This is a genomic window from Oceanobacillus locisalsi, assembly GCF_042675985.1.
In the GTDB taxonomy this organism is placed as follows: domain Bacteria; phylum Bacillota; class Bacilli; order Bacillales; family Amphibacillaceae; genus Oceanobacillus; species Oceanobacillus locisalsi.
On the sequence record NZ_JBHTKK010000024.1, the window covers coordinates 24,551 to 41,829 of the forward strand.

16 protein-coding genes are annotated in these 17,279 nt (G+C 40.9%); all 16 read right to left on the reverse strand.

Features of this window, described 5'->3' with window-relative positions; genetic code table 11:
• Nucleotides 1–11: 11 nt before the first annotated feature.
• Entirely contained in the window at nucleotides 12–1,850 is a 1,839-nt protein-coding gene (locus ACFQ19_RS16300; RefSeq protein WP_379593699.1) for a flagellar hook-length control protein FliK, read from the reverse strand.
• Between the two features lie 90 nt (nucleotides 1,851–1,940).
• Nucleotides 1,941–2,603 carry a magnesium transporter MgtE N-terminal domain-containing protein gene (locus tag ACFQ19_RS16305; protein ID WP_379593700.1) on the reverse strand — a complete coding sequence of 221 codons (663 nt, stop codon included), beginning with the start codon at nucleotides 2,601–2,603 and terminating at the stop codon, nucleotides 1,941–1,943.
• A 5-nt stretch (nucleotides 2,604–2,608) separates the two neighbouring features.
• Nucleotides 2,609–3,055: a flagellar export protein FliJ gene (gene fliJ, locus ACFQ19_RS16310; protein WP_379593702.1), complete on the reverse strand. Its 447-nt coding sequence runs from the start codon at nucleotides 3,053–3,055 to the stop codon at nucleotides 2,609–2,611.
• A gap of 14 nt (nucleotides 3,056–3,069) precedes the next feature.
• Nucleotides 3,070–4,380, reverse strand: coding sequence for a flagellar protein export ATPase FliI (gene fliI / locus ACFQ19_RS16315; RefSeq protein WP_379593703.1), 1,311 nt, complete (start codon nucleotides 4,378–4,380; stop codon nucleotides 3,070–3,072).
• The gene (gene fliH, locus ACFQ19_RS16320; RefSeq protein ID WP_379593704.1) at nucleotides 4,377–5,114 is read right to left on the reverse strand and encodes a flagellar assembly protein FliH; all 738 of its coding nucleotides are present in this window, start codon (nucleotides 5,112–5,114) and stop codon (nucleotides 4,377–4,379) included. The genes fliI and fliH overlap by 4 nt, the downstream gene beginning before the upstream one ends.
• Nucleotides 5,107–6,117: a flagellar motor switch protein FliG gene (fliG, locus tag ACFQ19_RS16325; protein WP_379593705.1), complete on the reverse strand. Its 1,011-nt coding sequence runs from the start codon at nucleotides 6,115–6,117 to the stop codon at nucleotides 5,107–5,109. Before fliG ends, fliH begins: the two co-directional genes overlap by 8 nt.
• Before the next feature lie 12 nt (nucleotides 6,118–6,129).
• Entirely contained in the window at nucleotides 6,130–7,743 is a 1,614-nt protein-coding gene (gene fliF / locus ACFQ19_RS16330) for a flagellar basal-body MS-ring/collar protein FliF (protein WP_379593706.1), read from the reverse strand.
• Nucleotides 7,744–7,917: 174 nt separating this feature from the next.
• Nucleotides 7,918–8,220 carry a flagellar hook-basal body complex protein FliE gene (gene fliE / locus ACFQ19_RS16335; RefSeq protein WP_379593707.1) on the reverse strand — a complete coding sequence of 101 codons (303 nt, stop codon included), beginning with the start codon at nucleotides 8,218–8,220 and terminating at the stop codon, nucleotides 7,918–7,920.
• Between the two features lie 22 nt (nucleotides 8,221–8,242).
• A complete protein-coding gene (gene flgC / locus ACFQ19_RS16340; protein ID WP_379593708.1) occupies nucleotides 8,243–8,695 on the reverse strand; it encodes a flagellar basal body rod protein FlgC in 453 nt (150 codons plus the stop codon).
• A 2-nt stretch (nucleotides 8,696–8,697) separates the two neighbouring features.
• Entirely contained in the window at nucleotides 8,698–9,090 is a 393-nt protein-coding gene (gene flgB / locus ACFQ19_RS16345) for a flagellar basal body rod protein FlgB (protein WP_379593709.1), read from the reverse strand.
• Between the two features lie 994 nt (nucleotides 9,091–10,084).
• Nucleotides 10,085–10,864, reverse strand: coding sequence for a GTP-sensing pleiotropic transcriptional regulator CodY (gene codY, locus ACFQ19_RS16350; protein ID WP_379593710.1), 780 nt, complete (start codon nucleotides 10,862–10,864; stop codon nucleotides 10,085–10,087).
• 28 nt (nucleotides 10,865–10,892) lie between these two features.
• Nucleotides 10,893–12,290 carry an ATP-dependent protease ATPase subunit HslU gene (gene hslU, locus ACFQ19_RS16355; RefSeq protein WP_379593711.1) on the reverse strand — a complete coding sequence of 466 codons (1,398 nt, stop codon included), beginning with the start codon at nucleotides 12,288–12,290 and terminating at the stop codon, nucleotides 10,893–10,895.
• Between the two features lie 51 nt (nucleotides 12,291–12,341).
• A complete protein-coding gene (gene hslV, locus ACFQ19_RS16360) occupies nucleotides 12,342–12,890 on the reverse strand; it encodes an ATP-dependent protease subunit HslV (protein WP_379593713.1) in 549 nt (182 codons plus the stop codon).
• A 13-nt stretch (nucleotides 12,891–12,903) separates the two neighbouring features.
• Nucleotides 12,904–13,797, reverse strand: a complete 894-nt coding sequence (xerC, locus tag ACFQ19_RS16365; RefSeq protein ID WP_379593741.1) for a tyrosine recombinase XerC — start codon at nucleotides 13,795–13,797, stop codon at nucleotides 12,904–12,906.
• A gap of 376 nt (nucleotides 13,798–14,173) precedes the next feature.
• Nucleotides 14,174–16,252 (reverse strand): type I DNA topoisomerase, encoded by a 2,079-nt coding sequence (gene topA, locus ACFQ19_RS16370; protein WP_379593714.1) that lies wholly within the window; start codon nucleotides 16,250–16,252, stop codon nucleotides 14,174–14,176.
• A gap of 84 nt (nucleotides 16,253–16,336) precedes the next feature.
• Nucleotides 16,337–17,236, reverse strand: a complete 900-nt coding sequence (dprA, locus tag ACFQ19_RS16375) for a DNA-processing protein DprA (protein ID WP_379593715.1) — start codon at nucleotides 17,234–17,236, stop codon at nucleotides 16,337–16,339.
• Between the last annotated feature and the right edge of the window lie 43 nt (nucleotides 17,237–17,279).

Consider the following 17,279-nt stretch of genomic DNA (forward strand, 5'->3'; position numbering starts at 1 on the left):
ACTTCCTATGTTTACATGTGTTCTTCTATATTTTGAGACAGTAATTTCTCCATAAATGACTCAAAAGATTCCGCTTCAGAGGACAGATTCTCTTCATTAACGTCAGAGGAAGTTTCCTGATTCTCCTCGCGCTGCTGCTCCTGCTGATTTTCTTTGGAGGTTTTCTGCGCTTCTGTTTGAGAAGCGGCCAGGTAATCCTGCTTTTCAACCGACACCTGATGCGGCGAAAATATATTTCTAAGCTGATGCAAATTTGATTCCAATACTTCCTTCACAGCCTTGGAGGATACAAGCATCTGCACCGTTAATTCACCATTTGACTGGGCAAAGCGAATGGCGATATCACCTAAATTCTCTGGTCTTAGCTGAATAGTTATCGGATTTTGACCTCGAGCAAAGTTCTGAAGACGCTGGCTTTGAACAATCGCTTCAATTTTCTCCAGCAATGCTTTTCCTGATAAGCTTGAAGAGCTGTCATTTTGTCCCATATGGACAATAAATTGCTCCATTTTGGAAAGAGGCAGATTATCTTGTTTCCATACTGCCGGCGAGGCATCTTGAACGGCTGTCTGCAGCCATGCTGCCAATTTAGTAGGGGCTATCCGCTGCACCGTGTCCGCTTCTATATTATCCGTTTGACGATGACTTGTTTCTTGCGGTGCTGAATCTGTTACAAGAACAGCATGCCGTTGTTTCATGACTCCTGGCGCTACTTCTTTAAAAACCGATTGCAGCCATCCTGCTATTCTTGCTTCGATACGCTGTATTCCTTCTGCGTCCAATTGAGCATTCGCTGTTTCTGCTGGTGGAACTGAATTTCCAGCTGACACATTCCATTCCTGCAATTGTTGCCTGAGCTGCTTTATTACTTGTTCTTCCACATTCGGCTCTGCCCGTTGCAGCTGCTGAATAATAACTTCAATGAATCGCTCTACTTTTTCTTGCTGTCCATTTCCAGCTGATGGAGCATCTATTTGGCCCGTACTGTTTAAAATAGCGTACAGCTGTTTGTCATCTGCTATTCCGAAGTCGCTTAATATATTAGCTAGCTGGCTCTTCATTTCACCATCCGCGCGGAAATCCGCGTTTTTCACTGTTTGCATGACATCTTGCAATACTTTGTCCGCATCCTGTGTTTGGAAATGTATCGTATCCTTATTTATTTCCGTTTCCGGCAAATCAGCAGCCAGTAAATCAAAAGCCATCTGGTAGGTAACTTGATTTACTTCAGAAGCGTCCGCTTTTTGCATATGCTGGTGGATATCTTGCAGTACTTTTGATTTATCTAATTCCGGATGTTCTTGAAAAAAATGTTCCCAATTCTGTACAGATTTTGTAAGTAATGCCGCTGTATCAGCGATATCTGCTTGTTTTTCTATACCTTGCAACAGATCAACGATTTCGTTATAAATAGCTTTCGCTGTTTGTTCATCTGCCTTCGATTCGTCCGTTATTTCTGCCTGATGCAGCGCGGAAACATGTTGGTTAAGCAGATTCTCTATACGAAATGTCTGCTGTACATCGTCTCCCTTTGAATCCTCTTTCTCTTGCAGAGCTAGCGGATTTTGCATGATTAACTCTACTATTTCTTCCTGCAAGGCTTCATTATCTTCCAATATAGTAAGTACTTCTTCTGGCAGCCATTCTTCCAGTTTTCCATTTGCAGACTTATCTGACGGGTGCTGCCTCTCCTTTTGCAGAGCGAATGCATCTATAGCTTTTTCAGTTGATGTCGATGCTGTTTGTCCGAATAATAACGCACTAAAATTGGAACGCTGCTTTGCTGCTGATTGTCCAACTACCTGATCCGAAGAAAGAACCCCTGCCAGATTTAACCTTTCCGTTTGCATTCTTTCACCTCCCTTCAAGATCCATAGGGATATGTTTCCCAGGTGATTACTGCTGCTTTTGAGGTTATTATTAACATCCTCGATAAGGCATCAGTCCATTAACATTTGCGAATAAGTGGTTGCTGCCTCCACATTCATTTCCTGTAAAATATCGCCGCGATCGCCTGTAGACAATTCTTCTAAAATAGTAATTGCTGCATCATTCTCCATATTCTCCAAAATAGCAGCGGCGTCTTTACTTTTCATACTTTCTATGGTTCTGGTCATTGAACTTTTTTCTGGCGGAGCATCGGTTCCTGCCTGTTGCTGCTCTCCACTCTGCTGTTCTTCACTATTTTCTTCTGTTTCCTCCGCAGCATCTTCTTCCGTCTCTTCCACCGCTTCTTCTAAATCCGTGATCTGTCCTTCTAAATCGGCATTCCTGTCTTCAAGCTCCTGGATTTGTTCATCTTTATTATCAATCATTTCGTCCCTGTTCTCTACTTGGTTCCGCAGTACATCCAGATCATTGGCAGAGCTAACTTCATCCCCAGTTCCGTTGGATTCATCTGTGAACATTTCCCCGACAACCGGAATCGATTGTCCCCGTTCCTTTATCCAATCCAATGTATTAAATCCGGCGATATGTAATACAAAAACAATAATGACAGCCAGGATGAAAAGAGGCATCGCTATTAAAAACAACTTCATAAAAATGCCGCCGGAGGACCTTTGAACTTTCGTTTCCATTTCACTTTGTTTTTTATTTTTCATCATTTTCACCTTTGATTTTGTCTCAGAAATTGCTGCATAGACATTTCATCCATAAAGTCAGCTTCTTGTTTTCTGATCTTTGCTTGTGTTTCTTCTTTTTTCAAATCAATGATCTTTTCATATTTCTTATATTCAATATAGGCCTCGGACAATTTCGTCTGCTTGGATTGCATATCATTTCTTGCTCTTTGTACCAGAACTTGCACAGTTTGAATTTGATTCGTCAGCTTTTCAATATAAGCAGACTGTTCTTTTATTTTTTCAATAGATGTCGATGCCTGAACAGCATGGTCAAAGGAACTTTCTGCCGTTTCTTTTTTCTTCAGCAGATTGTATAGCTCTTTTGCGATTTTTTCGAACGTTTCTTGCGACTCTGTATAAGCCTTTTGAGCAACTTGTCTCTCATTATCATGCATATCCCGAATTTTTGTGAGACTGGATATCTTAGCCATTTAACACTACTCCTTTAATCAACCAGGTTTTTCATCATCTGTATCGTTTCTGCAAGGCTCACGCGCTCATAGACCCCTTGTTTTAAAAAAGAAACAATAGTTGGATATGCCGCTATAGCTAAGTCAATTTCGGAATTTGTTCCTTTTTTATATGCACCGATAGAGATTAGTTCGTTATTTTCTTCATAGGTCGCAAGAAGCGATCTTAACTTTGCAGCGATTTGCTTATGTTCCTCCGTGGCAATAACGCTCATCACCCTGCTGATAGACTTCAGAACATTAATCGCAGGATACTGTCCGCGCTCGGCGATTTTCCGGTCCAGCACAATATGACCGTCTAATATCCCCCGTACGGCATCAGCTATTGGTTCATTCATATCGTCCCCGTCCACAAGCACGGTATAAAAACCTGTTATGGAACCATTCTCATCCGTACCCGCACGTTCTAAGAGTTTCGGTAATATAGAGAATACACTCGGGGTATATCCTTTGGTCGTCGGCGGTTCTCCGATGGCTAAACCAATTTCTCTTTGCGCCATAGCAACCCGCGTAACAGAATCCATCATTAAATTCACGTGTAAACCTTGCTCTCTGAAATATTCACTGATAGCAGTAGCAGTATAAGCACCGCGAATCCGCATCAGGGCAGGCTGATCAGACGTTGCTGCAACAATAATCGATTTTTGTAAGCCCTCTTCTCCTAGATCATGTTCAATAAATTCCCGGACTTCTCTGCCCCGTTCACCAATCAGCGCAATAACATTTATATCAGCACTGCTGTTTCTGGCAATCATTCCAAGAAGGGTGCTTTTGCCAACACCGCTTCCTGCAAACAAACCGACACGCTGGCCTACCCCCATGGATAATAATCCATCAATAGCACGGACACCAACCTGTATCGGCTCCCTGATAGTCGGACGCGATAGGGGATTAGGCGGTTTTCTTTCGGTATGGTACCCTGTCAGTCCTTTCGGCAGCGATACCCGATCTAAAAGCGGTTTTCCCAAAGGATCCAGCACATGGCCGATTAAACTCCGGCCGACTTTTACTTTTAATGGATGCCCCGTTGCTTCCACTAAACAGCCTGATCCGACTTCATTTACTTCCCGATAAGGCATCAAAATGATTTTTTCATTTTGAAATCCTACCACTTCTGCTAAAATCGGTTCACTGCTGCCTGCGCTCGTATGAATATAGCAAACCTCGCCAATGTTCGCAGCAGGACCTTCTGACTCAATCATTAAACCGACAACACGCATCACTTTTCCATATCGTTTATACGGAACCGTCTTTTCAATAACGGAAATCAATGCTTCTTTATTCATTGCACATCCTCCATGACATATTCCATTAAGGATTCACGAATACTCTTCAACTGCGTGTTTACACTTGTTTCTATCTGCCCATACGGATATTGAATAATGCAATCTGTCGGCTGCATATCCGTATCCGCATGAATGGAAAGTTTGGTTTCCTCTCCGACCAACCGCTGCAATTCTTCTTGATGCGAATGAACTTCTTCATAATACGCTGGATGCACGGCAATAACGACTATCGGTTGCGTTCTAACCTCATCAAGCCCTTCTTCTATTAATGCTTTGATGTAAGCCGGCTGTTCTTTCAATTCATTATGTAACACCTTATTAGCTGCTGCCATGGCTATTTCTACAATAGTTTCCGCTTGCTTTTCCAATGTCTGATGGTAATCTGCTTTGGCTATATCAATGATATGATTCGCTTCCTGCAGTTTGTCTTTAAATTGCTGGTGAGCTTCTTGCTTCCCGTCCTCATATCCCTGTTGAAACCCTTGTTGCTGTGCTTTTTCCATCAATTCTTGCTTTTCTGTTTCCCAATTGTTCCGTGCTTCTTCTATCTGCCTGTCCACTTCTTCTTTCTTTTTTTCCTGCGCTTGTTCAATGGAAGCCAATTCTTCTTTTTGAAACGAAATCATCTCAGATAATTGCCGGTGTACTTCTTTTTGATCTTCTGGCGGAGCAGCAGCCGGAGGAGCAATAGATTCAATTGGCTTGATTCCGATTTGTTTTTTGTTATCAGACAATGATATCGTCTCCTCCGCCCCGTGCTATGACAATTTCTCCTTTTTCTTCCAATCCGCGTATCACATTAACGATGCTTGTTTGGGATTCTTCCACATCTTTGAGACGTACCGGCCCCATATACTCCATCTCTTCTTTGAAAGTAACCACCATGCGTTCTGACATATTTTGAAAAACAATATTCTTCACTTCATCACTCGCTACTTTAAGCGCCAAACGTAAGTCATCATTATCCACTTCCCGGATAACACGCTGTATCGCACGATTATCCAACGTAACGATGTCTTCAAACACAAACATTCTTTTCTTAATCTCTTCTGCCAATTCCGGATCCTGCGATTCCAGTGTTTCTAAAATGGTTCTTTCTGTGGAACGGTCCACCCCATTCAATACTTCTACTACCGTTTGAATACCGCCCGTTTGCGTATAATCTTCTGTCATAGACGAAGATATATTTTTCTCCAGCACCTGCTCTATCTGACTGATAATTTCTGGAGACGTTGAATCCATGGTAGCAATCCGGCTAGCTACATCGGCCTGGACATTTTTCGGCAGTGCGGAAAGAATTTGACCGCTCTGTTCCGCATCCAAGTAAGAAAGAATGAGCGCAATGGTCTGCGGATGCTCTCCCTGAATATAATTCAATACCTGCTGGGGGTCTGCCTTTCTTGCAAAGTCAAACGGCCTTACCTGCAAAGAGGAAGTCAGCCGATTGATAATGCTGGATGCTTCCTGTTTTCCGAACGCTTTTTCTAAAACTGTTTTTGCATATCCTATTCCCCCTTGAGAGATATAGTCCTGTGCAACAGCAATCTGATGAAACTGGTCTAATATATCTTCTTTTAAATTGGAATCCACCTTTTTAACAGATGAGATATCCAAACTGAGCTTTTCTATTTCTTCTTCTGATAGATATTTATACACTTGTGCGGATACATCCGGACCTAATGAGATTAAAAGAATGGCTGCTTTCTGTCTTCCTGTTAATGTATTTTTTCTTGCCATCAATCGTACCTCCTAATCTTCATTCATCCAGCTGCGTAATAGTTTTGCAAATTCTTCCGGTTTTTCATTCGCAATTTTCTCTAGTTGCTTCCTTCTGATAACTTCTTCTGAGTCTTCTTCAGGAAGGTCCGGAATAACCGGTTCTTTTTCCTGGTTTGCTGCATCAACTTGTTCTTCCTGAATTTCTTCTTCTGCCCACATTTGCTCTGTCCGATTTCTTCTAAGCATAAACAGCAATACTATAATGGCAATAAGTAATATTCCCCCGACAATATAGAGCCATATTGGAATTCCTGATCCAGATGGTTCTTCTTGCTCTTCCCCGGAAGTACTGAATTCCTGAAAAACAATGGATGTGTTAGCCACATCATCTTCCTCCTGCAAATCTCCATCCACCGAAGTTTCGATCACGGAATTCAATATAGAATCAATACCATCCTGCACATCTGTCTGTTCCTGCTGATTCAAAAACTCCATTTCCCCGTCTTCGCCTTGTCTTGCACTGTTTACAGCTACCTGTACGCCAAGGTCTCTGACCTGATAAGGACTTTCCACTATTTCACTGCGGATACGGTTAAACTCATAATTAATCGTTTCACGGTCTAATTCATAATCACCGTCTTCCCCTTCCTCGTTCTCAGCAGGAAAGTTGGCAACATCTTCATCACCGGCTCCAGCAACGCCTTCCGGATTTCCTTGACCGCTATAAGACTCTTGAATTGTCTCCAAGCTGACCGGCAGACCTTCCATCGCTTCCAAATCAACTGGCTCTACTAATTCTTCGGTTCGATTCTCTTGGGAAAAGTCAATATCCGCCGTAACTGAAACAACAATATTTTCATTTCCCACCATTGTCCCGAGCATTTGCTGCAGTCTGCGTTGAATGTCCTTCTCAACATCTTTTTTGATCGATTGCTGATCCGAATAGGAATTCTGCCCTCCGGCTAATTGCGTTTCCTGATCATAATATTCAAAGTACTGGTTCATGATCATGATGTCTTCGGAATCCAAATTAGGGATTGCCTTTGAAACGAGGTGATATAGTCCCTCTACTTGGTTGCCTTCAAATTGATAACCCGGTTGTGTATGTAACATAATGGCAACACTTGTCTCGCCTGTTGATTCATCAGCGAAAACAGGTTGTTCGGGCATATTTATCATCACATTTGCATCCTGGACGCCCTCAATCCCAGAGATTAAATTGCCAAGTTCTGTCTGCATTGCATCTAATTTCATCACACTGAACTCGTTCTCTGTAACACCCCAAGAGGCATTTTCACTAAAAAAAGAATAATCAATACTCCCGCTGTTCGGAAGACCCATGGAAGCAAATTCCAATAGCAGCGAGTCATCCTGTCCTTCCGGCACCAGAATGGAGGTTCCGCCGTTCTCCACCTCGTACGGAACAGCTTTCGCATCTAGTTCACTTGTAATTTGGCCAGCCTCTTGCATGGATAAATCGTTATATAAAGGAACATAATTTGTGGTGGAACTAAAGAAAATCACAGAAGCGATAATCATCACGATTAAAATTGCTCCGCCAATCAGACCACCTTTTTGCCCTTTCGACCTGGACTTCCAAAAAGTGAAAGTGGAATCTCTCCATTTTTGTAATTTCGCTTTCATATGCACTACCCTCACTAAATTCAAAACTCTTAAACTATTCGATTTGCCCCAATTATCTAGTTCTTCTTATCTCATTTTATTCAAAAAGTTTCCAGTTAAAACAAAGCTATTAGCATTGTCATAAGATTGCAATGATTTACTCCATTAAAAAATGCGGGAAATTTTTTAAGATTTTTACACTTGCATACGCATAATTTCATTGTATGCATCAATTGCTTTACTTTGCATTTGCACTCCTGTTTCCAGGGCAACACTTGCTTTCTGAGCAGAAATCATTACATCGTGGAGGTTTTCTACGCTGCCATTAGCTAATCCTTCTGTTTTCTTATCCGATTCCAATTGCACGTGATTTAAATCCTCTACAGCGTTTTTTAACATCGAAGAAAAATTACTCTGTGCTTGACTGGGAGTTAACTGCGAAGATTGACCTTCTTCCATACGGTTTACTGGAGGGAGATTTGTTCCAATCGTGTTCATTCCATACAACCACCTTTACTTTTTATTGACCTAGTTCCAATGTTTTCGTCAGCATTCCTTTACTTGCATTAAAAGCTGTTACATTTGCTTCGTATGAACGGGAAGCGCCCATTAAATCCACCATCTCTTTTAATGGATCCACGTTAGGCATTTCTACATAGCCTTCCTCATTCGCATCAGGGTGTTCCGGGTTATACACCTGTTCAAACGGCTTCTGGTCCTCTGCAATACTTGTCGTTTGCACACCGCCTCCGGAAGCATTGTTCCCTTCTGCATATTTCAACATCTGCTTAAATGATGGCTGGTCTGTTCCGAATGTCGCCATTTTCCGGCGGTATGGTTCGAATTCTCCATCTGCATTTTGTGTTGCCCGGGTTGTCTGTGCATTCGCCAGATTGGAAGATACCAGATTCATGCGTAATCTTTGCGATGTCAAACCGCTTGCGCTGGAATTCATTGATTGAAAGATAGACATGTTTAATTACCTCCCCGGATAACAGATTGTAAACTGCTGAATTTGCCGTTCATGCGATCAATTAAACTATTATAATAGATTTGGTTTTTAGCCAGTTCGGACATTTCTTTATCCATATCGACATTGTTACCATTATGATTATATGTAGTTGATGTGTCTTTTGAAATACGATACGGTTTATTCTCTTCCCCGCCAACATTCAAATGACGTTCATTGGTTGCTTTTGTCTGAATGCCGGCCATCTCATTATCTAAAGCAGATTTAAATGTGACTTGATCTGCTTTATAATTTGGGGTATCTGCATTTGAAATGTTATTGGAAATCGCATTGTTTTTCGCAGAAGCATACTGTATAGAATTTTCTAATTGACCAATTGTTCCACTAAACAGGTTCATTTAATCGCTACACCACTTTTTCATCTGTTAATTTCTAGAATCCACTTAAGAACCCCCATAAATTTTGTTTCGGACACGAACTAATTTTAAATTAAGTATTAGACAAAGTCTATGCAATTTCTACATTAAAATTGACAAATTAAAAAACCATTCATTATAACCAGGTCAAATTTCCCACCTATTTGATTTTTATTAGCATTGCCAAAAACTACTAAAAGAAGCCAATCTAATTATGCGCACTTTCCTTAAAAACAAGGTAAATAACCCATTTTTTATCTTTTTATTTTCAAAAACAGGCATTTAGACTTGCTTTCATTTTACCTTTTCTATGTAACAAATTCAATATGCTCATGAAAAAATTAACATAAGAATAATGTCCTTGTAGAAATTTCTGTTTTTTGCGTTCATTTTCTGAACCAACTCAACTTTCGCACTTTAAAAAGTAATTTCCATTCCAGAGGAACAGGGAATGATCGTTTCTTCCGAGAGAGGAGAAAGGGAAGCGTAAGATAACCGCTGCGGCGGGCCGTTTTGCTTTCCGACGTACAACGGTTTTTGATGGGGCGAGTAACCGCAGTCCCAGTGGGAAGACCCCGCAGAAAAAAAGCGAACTTCTTTTTTACCCGCGGGGCACGACGGACACGACGTCCTAGTATCGACGTTGGTCACAGGACGTGACCGTTCTTAGTCGATGAAAGAGCGGCTTCAGCTCTGTCTACGCCTGACAGCTTGCCAGTCGCTAAGTCTCCTTTATCGAGGAGGCTGAGCTCAGGACCCATGGAAAGCGGAGGGCTTGGCCACAGCGGAAGCTACACACCATACCCTGTTCCAAAAATAGAAGAACGCTTTAACGAAAAGTAAGCATGAAAATAGAATTCATGTTCATCCTGGTACAGCAAGAGTTATATGCTTATTCTTAGGTGCGAAAGTCGAGTCACTAATAAAAAAGCTGCGAAGGAAAAAATCCTTTTCGCAGCTTTTTTACTTATGAAGTTTACCGTGTACGAATTTTTTCTAATTCCACGAGGAACTTGTCGTTTAATACTTTGATATACGTTCCTTTCATACCTAGAGAACGGGATTCGATTACTCCTGCACTTTCCAGTTTACGCAGTGCGTTCACAATAACAGAACGGGTAATTCCTACGCGGTCAGCAATTTTACTTGCTACCAGCAGACCTTCTTTACCATTCAGCTCTTCAAAAATATGGTCAATTGCTTCCAGCTCACTATAAGAAAGAGAACTGATTGCCATTTGTACTACAGCTTTACTACGGGCTTCCATTTCAATTTCTTCTGTTTTTTCATGAAGAATTTCCATGCCTACAACCGTTGCACCGTATTCAGCTAATAATAAATCATCGTCGTTAAATGTTTCATTTACACGGCCGATAATTAATGTTCCTAAACGCTCACCGCCGCCGATAATCGGGACAATTGTCGTATAACCGTCTTTGAATAATTCCTTATTCTCCACCGGGAACACTGTGTGTTTATTATCGATATCCAAGTTTGGAGTTGTTTCACGGATTTCATGCAATCCTTCTGTATATTCTTCAGGGAACTGCTTTTCTTCAAGCATGGTTTTCATACGATCGTTTTCTACCTCTTGGTTCACGCCGACACCTAATAGTTTCCCGCGACGGCTGACGATATACACGTTACCGCGAATCACATCACGTAATGATGCTGACATTTCATTAAAGTTTACTGATTTTCCTGTTGCTGTTTGTAACATAGCGTTGATTTTTCTTGCTCTTGTTAGTAAATCCATTGGATAGTCCTCCATTCAAAATTTTAAATTATAATATAAATTGGCTGAGATCTTTGTTCTGAGCAATCGTTGAAAGCTTATCATCAACATACTTCCCTGTGATTTCAACTTCCGTCATGGAAATATCAGGAGCTTCATAGGATAGGTCTTCTAATAATTTTTCCAAGATGGTATGCAACCTTCTCGCCCCGATATTGTCTGTGTTCTGGTTTACATCATAAGCAGTTTGTGCGAGTCTTTCTATAGCTTCGTCCGTAAATGTTAGTTTTATACCTTCTGTTTCCAGCATTTGCTTATATTGTTTTAATAAAGCATTGGAAGGTTCTATTAAAATTTGTTTAAATTCATTGATTGTCAGTTTTTCCAACTCTACACGAATCGGAAACCTGCCCTGCAGTTCAGGAATTAAGTCAGAAGGTTTCGACATATGAAAAGCTCCTGCTGCAATAAACAGGATATGATCGGTTTTTAATGCTCCGTGTTTCGTAGTAACAGTGGAACCTTCTACAATCGGCAAGATATCTCTTTGCACACCTTCTCTGGAAACATTCGCAGAATTCTCCTGTTTGCCGGCTACTTTATCAATTTCATCAATGAAAATGATCCCAGTCCGCTCAGAACGTTTGATTGCTTCCTGGGCGACCTCATCCATATCGACAAGCTTTTGCGCTTCCTGTCTGGTTAACACTTTTCTTGCCTCTGAAACTGTTAATTTACGTTTCTTTGTCTTCTTGGGCATGAACTGGCCAAAAGCATCTTGCATATTCATCCCCATTTGTTCCATTCCCGAACCTTGCATCATGTCAAACATAGAAGGCGGAACTTCTTCTATTTCAATAGAAACATAATGATCTTCCAACTCGCCTAAAGCCAGTTGCTGTGCAGTTCGCTGCCTTTTCGATTTCATTTCTGTCTCTTCATCAGAAACATCTTCTTCTTGGTCTTCACTTGAATCCGTAGCTTGGAATAGCATTTCGAAGGGGTTTTTCATAGAACTTTTCGATTTTGTTTGCGGAACGAGTAATTTCACAAGTTTCTGATTAGCTTCTTGTTCTGCTGAGTCCATGACATCTTCCATTTTCTCCTCTTTCACCATTCGGACAGCCTTTTCGACTAAATCGCGCACCATGGATTCAACATCTCTGCCGACGTAACCGACTTCCGTGAACTTTGTAGCCTCTACTTTAACAAATGGCGCACCAACCAGTATCGCCAGACGTCTGGCAATTTCTGTTTTCCCCACCCCTGTCGGACCCATCATTAAAATGTTTTTAGGAACGACCTCATCTTGGAAATCTTCGTCCAGCTTCATTCGTCTATAGCGGTTCCTTAAAGCAACAGCCACCGATTTTTTCGCTTGCTGTTGTCCGATTATATAACGATTTAACTTATTCACAATTTGTTTTGGCGTTAAGTCTGCCGTCATCAAGAGCGTCCTCCTTTATCAAGATTTCATTAAAAGCGGAAACGCAAAACTCTATTCCAATACTTCTAATGTAATCTGATCATTTGTAAACACACAAATATCTCCCGCTACTTCCAGTGCAGTTTGCGCAATTTCCGCAGCAGACAACCCGGGTGCTTTTTGAAGCAGTGCTCTGCCGGCACTTAACGCATAATTGCCTCCAGAACCGATAGCCAAAATACCATCATCCGGTTCAATGACTTCGCCTGTACCCGATACAAGATACATACTTTCTTTATTCATCACAATCAGCATTGCTTCCAGCCTTCTGAGAACTTTATCAGAACGCCATTCTTGTGCTAATTCCACAGAAGCTCTTGTCAAATTACCATGAAACGCCTGTAATTTTCCTTCAAACTTCTCAAATAACGTGAAAGCATCTGCCACGGAACCGGCAAAACCAGCCAAAACCTTTCCATTGTATAAAGTTCTCACTTTTTTTGCGCTGTGTTTCATAATGACAGAATTGCCCAGTGTTACTTGCCCATCACCACTCATAGCACATTTTCCATCATGCTGCACTGCAAATATCGTAGTGGCATGCATTTGATGCGGGTCCATAAATCCACCTCACCTAATTTTTATCATTTGCGCGCGGATGGCTTTTCATATAAGCCTTTTTCAGATGTTCCTTAGAAACATGCGTGTATATTTGTGTAGAGGATAAACTTTCATGTCCTAACAGTTCCTGTACAGACCGTAAGTCAGCCCCTTCATTTAACATATGCGTTGCAAAGGTATGCCTGAGCTTATGGGGATGTACTTGAATATTTATAGAAGCTCTTTCTACTATTTTATTTAATACAGTCCGAATGCCTCTGGTGGTTATCGGCTTTCCTCTTGCATTTAGAAATACATTCTCCGTTATGCTATTTGATTTATTCAGTAAATTTTTCCGTCCGTGAAACAGATACTTTTGTAAAGCTGCTTCAGCGAAACTGCCAAAAGGAACATAACGCTCTTTTCGTCCTTTTCCTTTTACAAAAATAGTTCCAATGGAAAAATCAATATCTTGGATCTGCAATTGTTGACACTCACTGACACGAATCCCCGTTCCATACAGAACTTCCAGCAATGCTTGGTCCCGCTGCCCTAAGTCCGTCTGCACATCACTCACACAAAAAAGCTTCTCCAGCTCCTCTTCATACAAAAATCCCGGAACAGGTTTTTCTGATTTAGGGAGTGAAAGCTGAGAAAATGGATTGGCAGTAACATGATTATCCCGTTCCAAAAACCGGTAAAAACTTCTTAATGAAGATATTTTTCTGGAAACAGATCTTCTGCTTAAACCATCCTGATATAATTCTGTAAGAAATACACGGACTTCCCGATAACTGACATCTTTCAAATCATTTACTTCTTCTCGTTGCATAAAAGCTCCGAATGTTTCTAAATCCGTCCGATAATATTGAACAGTATACGGTGAGGCATTTTTTTCAATTTGTAAATACGCTATAAATTTATCCATATATGTTGTTAAATTCACAAACAATTCACCTCATCATCGTATAACGGATAAAGCATAGCACACTCTATATCATAATGCAATAAATTTAACTAAATTGTAATAAAATTCAGAAAGGTACTTACAACCATGAAAATTTAGTGAAGTAAAAAAGGTCAACATGATATACTCTCTTGCAACGAATATACCATTTTACTTGCATCTCCTGTAAAGGAAAATGCCTTACCATGTAGAGATTATAATCACCGTTACCATTTTAGTCAACTTTAAGATGCTTTATACTGTAGTTTCAAAGAGTGTTTCGCTTATTTCGGATCCAGTCCGCTGTTTTGTTTTTTCTTGTATAACGCAGAACAGAAGTAACCAATCGGATGATCAGTTACTTCTGTGCCACTTCTTTATAATCACAGTTCGAGCATTGAACCTGTGTTTCTTTTTTCGTTTTCTTTTCCACAAGCATAGCGTCACATTTTGGACAAGGTCTGGCAATCGGCTTATCCCATGAAACAAAATCACATTCTGGATAGCGATCACATCCGTAAAATGTTCGCTTTTTCTTTGATTTTCTTTCTACCACATCGCCTTTTTGGCATTTCGGGCAAGTGACACCTATTTTCTTCAGAATCGGCTTGGTATTTCGGCACTCAGGGAAATTGGAGCAAGCCAAAAACTTCCCGTAACGGCCCATTTTATATACCATTTCATGACCGCATTCTTCACAGGTAATTCCTGCAGGTTCATCACGAATTTCTACTTTTTCCATTTCAGCCTCTGCTTTTTCAAGCTGTTTACTGAAATCCTGGTAAAAATCGTCAATAACCTGAATCCAGGCGGTATTCCCTTCTTCTATGGAGTCTAAGCCTGTTTCCATTTTTGCGGTAAATTCCGCATCCACGATTTCCGGGAAAAATTCTTTCACTAATTCACAGACAATTGTGCCCAATTCTGTCGGTACAAATCGTTTGTTGTCCATTGTTACATATCCCCGGCGCTGAATCGTGTCCAGTGTCGGCGCATAGGTGGATGGACGTCCGATACCCATTTCCTCCATGGTTTTCACGAGTCTTGCGTCTGTATAACGCGGAGGAGGCTGTGTGAAATGCTGATTCGGTTTGACTTCTTTCGATTCAACTTTCATGCCTTCTTCCAGGTCCGGCAATATTTTATCTTCCGTCTTTTTATTATCATCATTGCCTTCCACATAAACTTTCATAAAACCTTTAAACTTAATTTTTGAACCGGTTGCACGGAATTCCACGCCGTTATTTAACAGATGAACGGTCATTGTGTCCATTACGGCAGGCGCCATTTGACTTGCAACAAAACGTTCCCAGATAAGTTTATAGAGGCGTAATTGATCTCTAGACAATTTTTCCTTTAATACTTTTGGATCACGAAGCGTGGAAGTTGGACGAATGGCTTCATGGGCATCTTGTGCTCCATTTTTATTTTTAGCTGCACCTTGTTTTCCAAGGTACTTTTCGCCATAATTCTCTTCTATATAACCTTTCGCTTCTTCTTTAGCGCTGTCAGAGATTCTTGTGGAATCTGTACGCATATATGTGATCAGACCTGTTATTCCGCCGGAAGAACGGCCCAAATCAATTCCTTCATATAATTGCTGGGCAATCATCATTGTTTTCTTAGCCCGGAAGTTCAGTTTTCTTGCTGCTTCCTGTTGGAGGGATGATGTTGTAAATGGAAGTGCGGGATTTCGTTTTCTTTCCCGTTTTTTCACACTGTCAATGGTGAATTCTTTTCCATCCAGTCTCTTTTTAACCTCTTCCACATCATCTTTTGTTTGAAGTTTTTTCTTCTTGCCATCTACACCGTAAAAGGCGCCTTCAAATGTGTCGTTGCCTTTGGCGAACAGGCCGTCAATAGACCAATATTCTTCGGGTTTAAAATTCTCAATTTCTTTTTCCCTGTCAATAATCATTTTTAAAGCAACAGACTGCACCCGTCCTGCACTCAATCCTTTTTTCACTTTCTTCCATAATAAAGGACTGATATTATAACCTACTAAACGGTCCAGGATACGGCGGGCCTGCTGTGCGTCTACCAAATTCAAATCTATTGCACGGGGATGTTTAAATGAATCTTTAATAGCGTCTTTCGTAATTTCATTAAAAACAACACGGCATTTTGAATTTTCATCTACGTTTAAAGCATAGGCTAAATGCCATGCTATTGCTTCTCCTTCCCTGTCCGGGTCGGCTGCAAGATAGATTTTTTTCGCTTTTTTAGCTGATTTTCTTAAGTCTTTGAGTATATCTCCTTTTCCGCGGATGGTGATATACTTTGGTTCATAATTATCTTCAACATTTACTCCCGTTTGACTTTTGGGCAAATCACGGACATGCCCCATGGAAGCTTTAACTGTATATTTTTTTCCTAAATATCGTTCAATCGTTTTTGCTTTTGCTGGCGATTCAACGATAACGAGATAATCTGACATGTACGTTCCTCCCATAATGAGGTTGACAATTTACAAATAGAAATCTTTCCTAATACTATAGATAGAATACCATTTTGTCAAACACTATTTATTGAACTTTTTAAAATAATAATTCCATTCTGTGTAAATATCTTCCGCAGATTGAATTAATTTAGCACCGTTTTGAATGATTTCATTACACCCTGTGCACTGTTTTATAAGCGGGTTGCCCGGTACTGCGAAAACGTCCCTTCCCTGATCAAGAGCCTGATCTACTGTAATCATCGTGCCGCTCTTTTTCATCGCTTCGATCACCAGCGTTCCCATCGATAAACCGCTGATAATCCGGTTTCTTTCCGGAAAATGATACTTTTGAGGCGGCGTATCAGGCGGGTATTCGGATAGAACAAGTCCATTCCTTACCAACTCTTGATATAATCTCAAGTGCTCTCTTGGATAGATAGCATGAAAACCGCTGCCCAGTACGGCAATCGTGTTTCCCTGGCGTTTTAATGTCAGCCGGTGCGCCATACTGTCAACGCCCCTGGCCATCCCGCTAACAATAACCCATTTCGAATCAACCAGAGGCGTTATTGCCATAGCTAGTTTTTCAAACGCCTCATTCGATGGATTTCTAGTGCCGATTACGCTAAGAGACGGCTGTTTTGTTAACAGATGCAGGTTTCCCAATCCATATAAAACGAGCGGTGCGTCTTTCATTGTATTTAACATAGCGGGGTAATATTCGTCAACTATTGTGATAATATGGAACGTCCTTGACTCTTCCATTACCTTTTGTTTGCGTTGGGGGTTATGCAAATCTTTCAAGAGGAGTTGTGCTTTTTTCTGAGGAATTCGAATAATTTGTGACAATTCTTGTGAAGAGACTTGGTGAATCTTTTTCAGGTCCGGATCTACGCGCAGCCATTTGCGGATAAAAGGTCGTGTTGCATAACGGCAGCGACAGAGATGAATAAAGTCTAACCGATTAAAGTGATAGTTCAACGCTGACCATTCTCCTTCCTATTAAAAGGAGAAGCCTGGACAT

What these genes read in the sequence shown, in the direction of transcription:
- fliJ (WP_379593702.1), bottom strand. Translation starts at nt 3,055, where the DNA reads ATGGCTAAGATATCCAGTCTCACAAAAATTCGGGATATGCATGATAAT.
- hslU (WP_379593711.1), bottom strand. Translation starts at nt 12,290, where the DNA reads ATGACGGCAGACTTAACGCCAAAACAAATTGTGAATAAGTTAAATCGT.
- hslV (WP_379593713.1), bottom strand. Translation starts at nt 12,890, where the DNA reads ATGGACCCGCATCAAATGCATGCCACTACGATATTTGCAGTGCAGCAT.
- codY (WP_379593710.1), bottom strand. Translation starts at nt 10,864, where the DNA reads ATGGATTTACTAACAAGAGCAAGAAAAATCAACGCTATGTTACAAACA.
- fliE (WP_379593707.1), bottom strand. Translation starts at nt 8,220, where the DNA reads ATGAACACGATTGGAACAAATCTCCCTCCAGTAAACCGTATGGAAGAA.
- topA (WP_379593714.1), bottom strand. Translation starts at nt 16,252, where the DNA reads ATGTCAGATTATCTCGTTATCGTTGAATCGCCAGCAAAAGCAAAAACG.
- ACFQ19_RS16300 (WP_379593699.1), bottom strand. Translation starts at nt 1,850, where the DNA reads ATGCAAACGGAAAGGTTAAATCTGGCAGGGGTTCTTTCTTCGGATCAG.
- ACFQ19_RS16305 (WP_379593700.1), bottom strand. Translation starts at nt 2,603, where the DNA reads ATGAAAAATAAAAAACAAAGTGAAATGGAAACGAAAGTTCAAAGGTCC.
- flgB (WP_379593709.1), bottom strand. Translation starts at nt 9,090, where the DNA reads ATGAACCTGTTTAGTGGAACAATTGGTCAATTAGAAAATTCTATACAG.
- fliI (WP_379593703.1), bottom strand. Translation starts at nt 4,380, where the DNA reads ATGAATAAAGAAGCATTGATTTCCGTTATTGAAAAGACGGTTCCGTAT.
- fliF (WP_379593706.1), bottom strand. Translation starts at nt 7,743, where the DNA reads ATGAAAGCGAAATTACAAAAATGGAGAGATTCCACTTTCACTTTTTGG.
- xerC (WP_379593741.1), bottom strand. Translation starts at nt 13,797, where the DNA reads ATGGATAAATTTATAGCGTATTTACAAATTGAAAAAAATGCCTCACCG.
- flgC (WP_379593708.1), bottom strand. Translation starts at nt 8,695, where the DNA reads ATGTCTATCTTTCAATCAATGAATTCCAGCGCAAGCGGTTTGACATCG.
- fliG (WP_379593705.1), bottom strand. Translation starts at nt 6,117, where the DNA reads ATGGCAAGAAAAAATACATTAACAGGAAGACAGAAAGCAGCCATTCTT.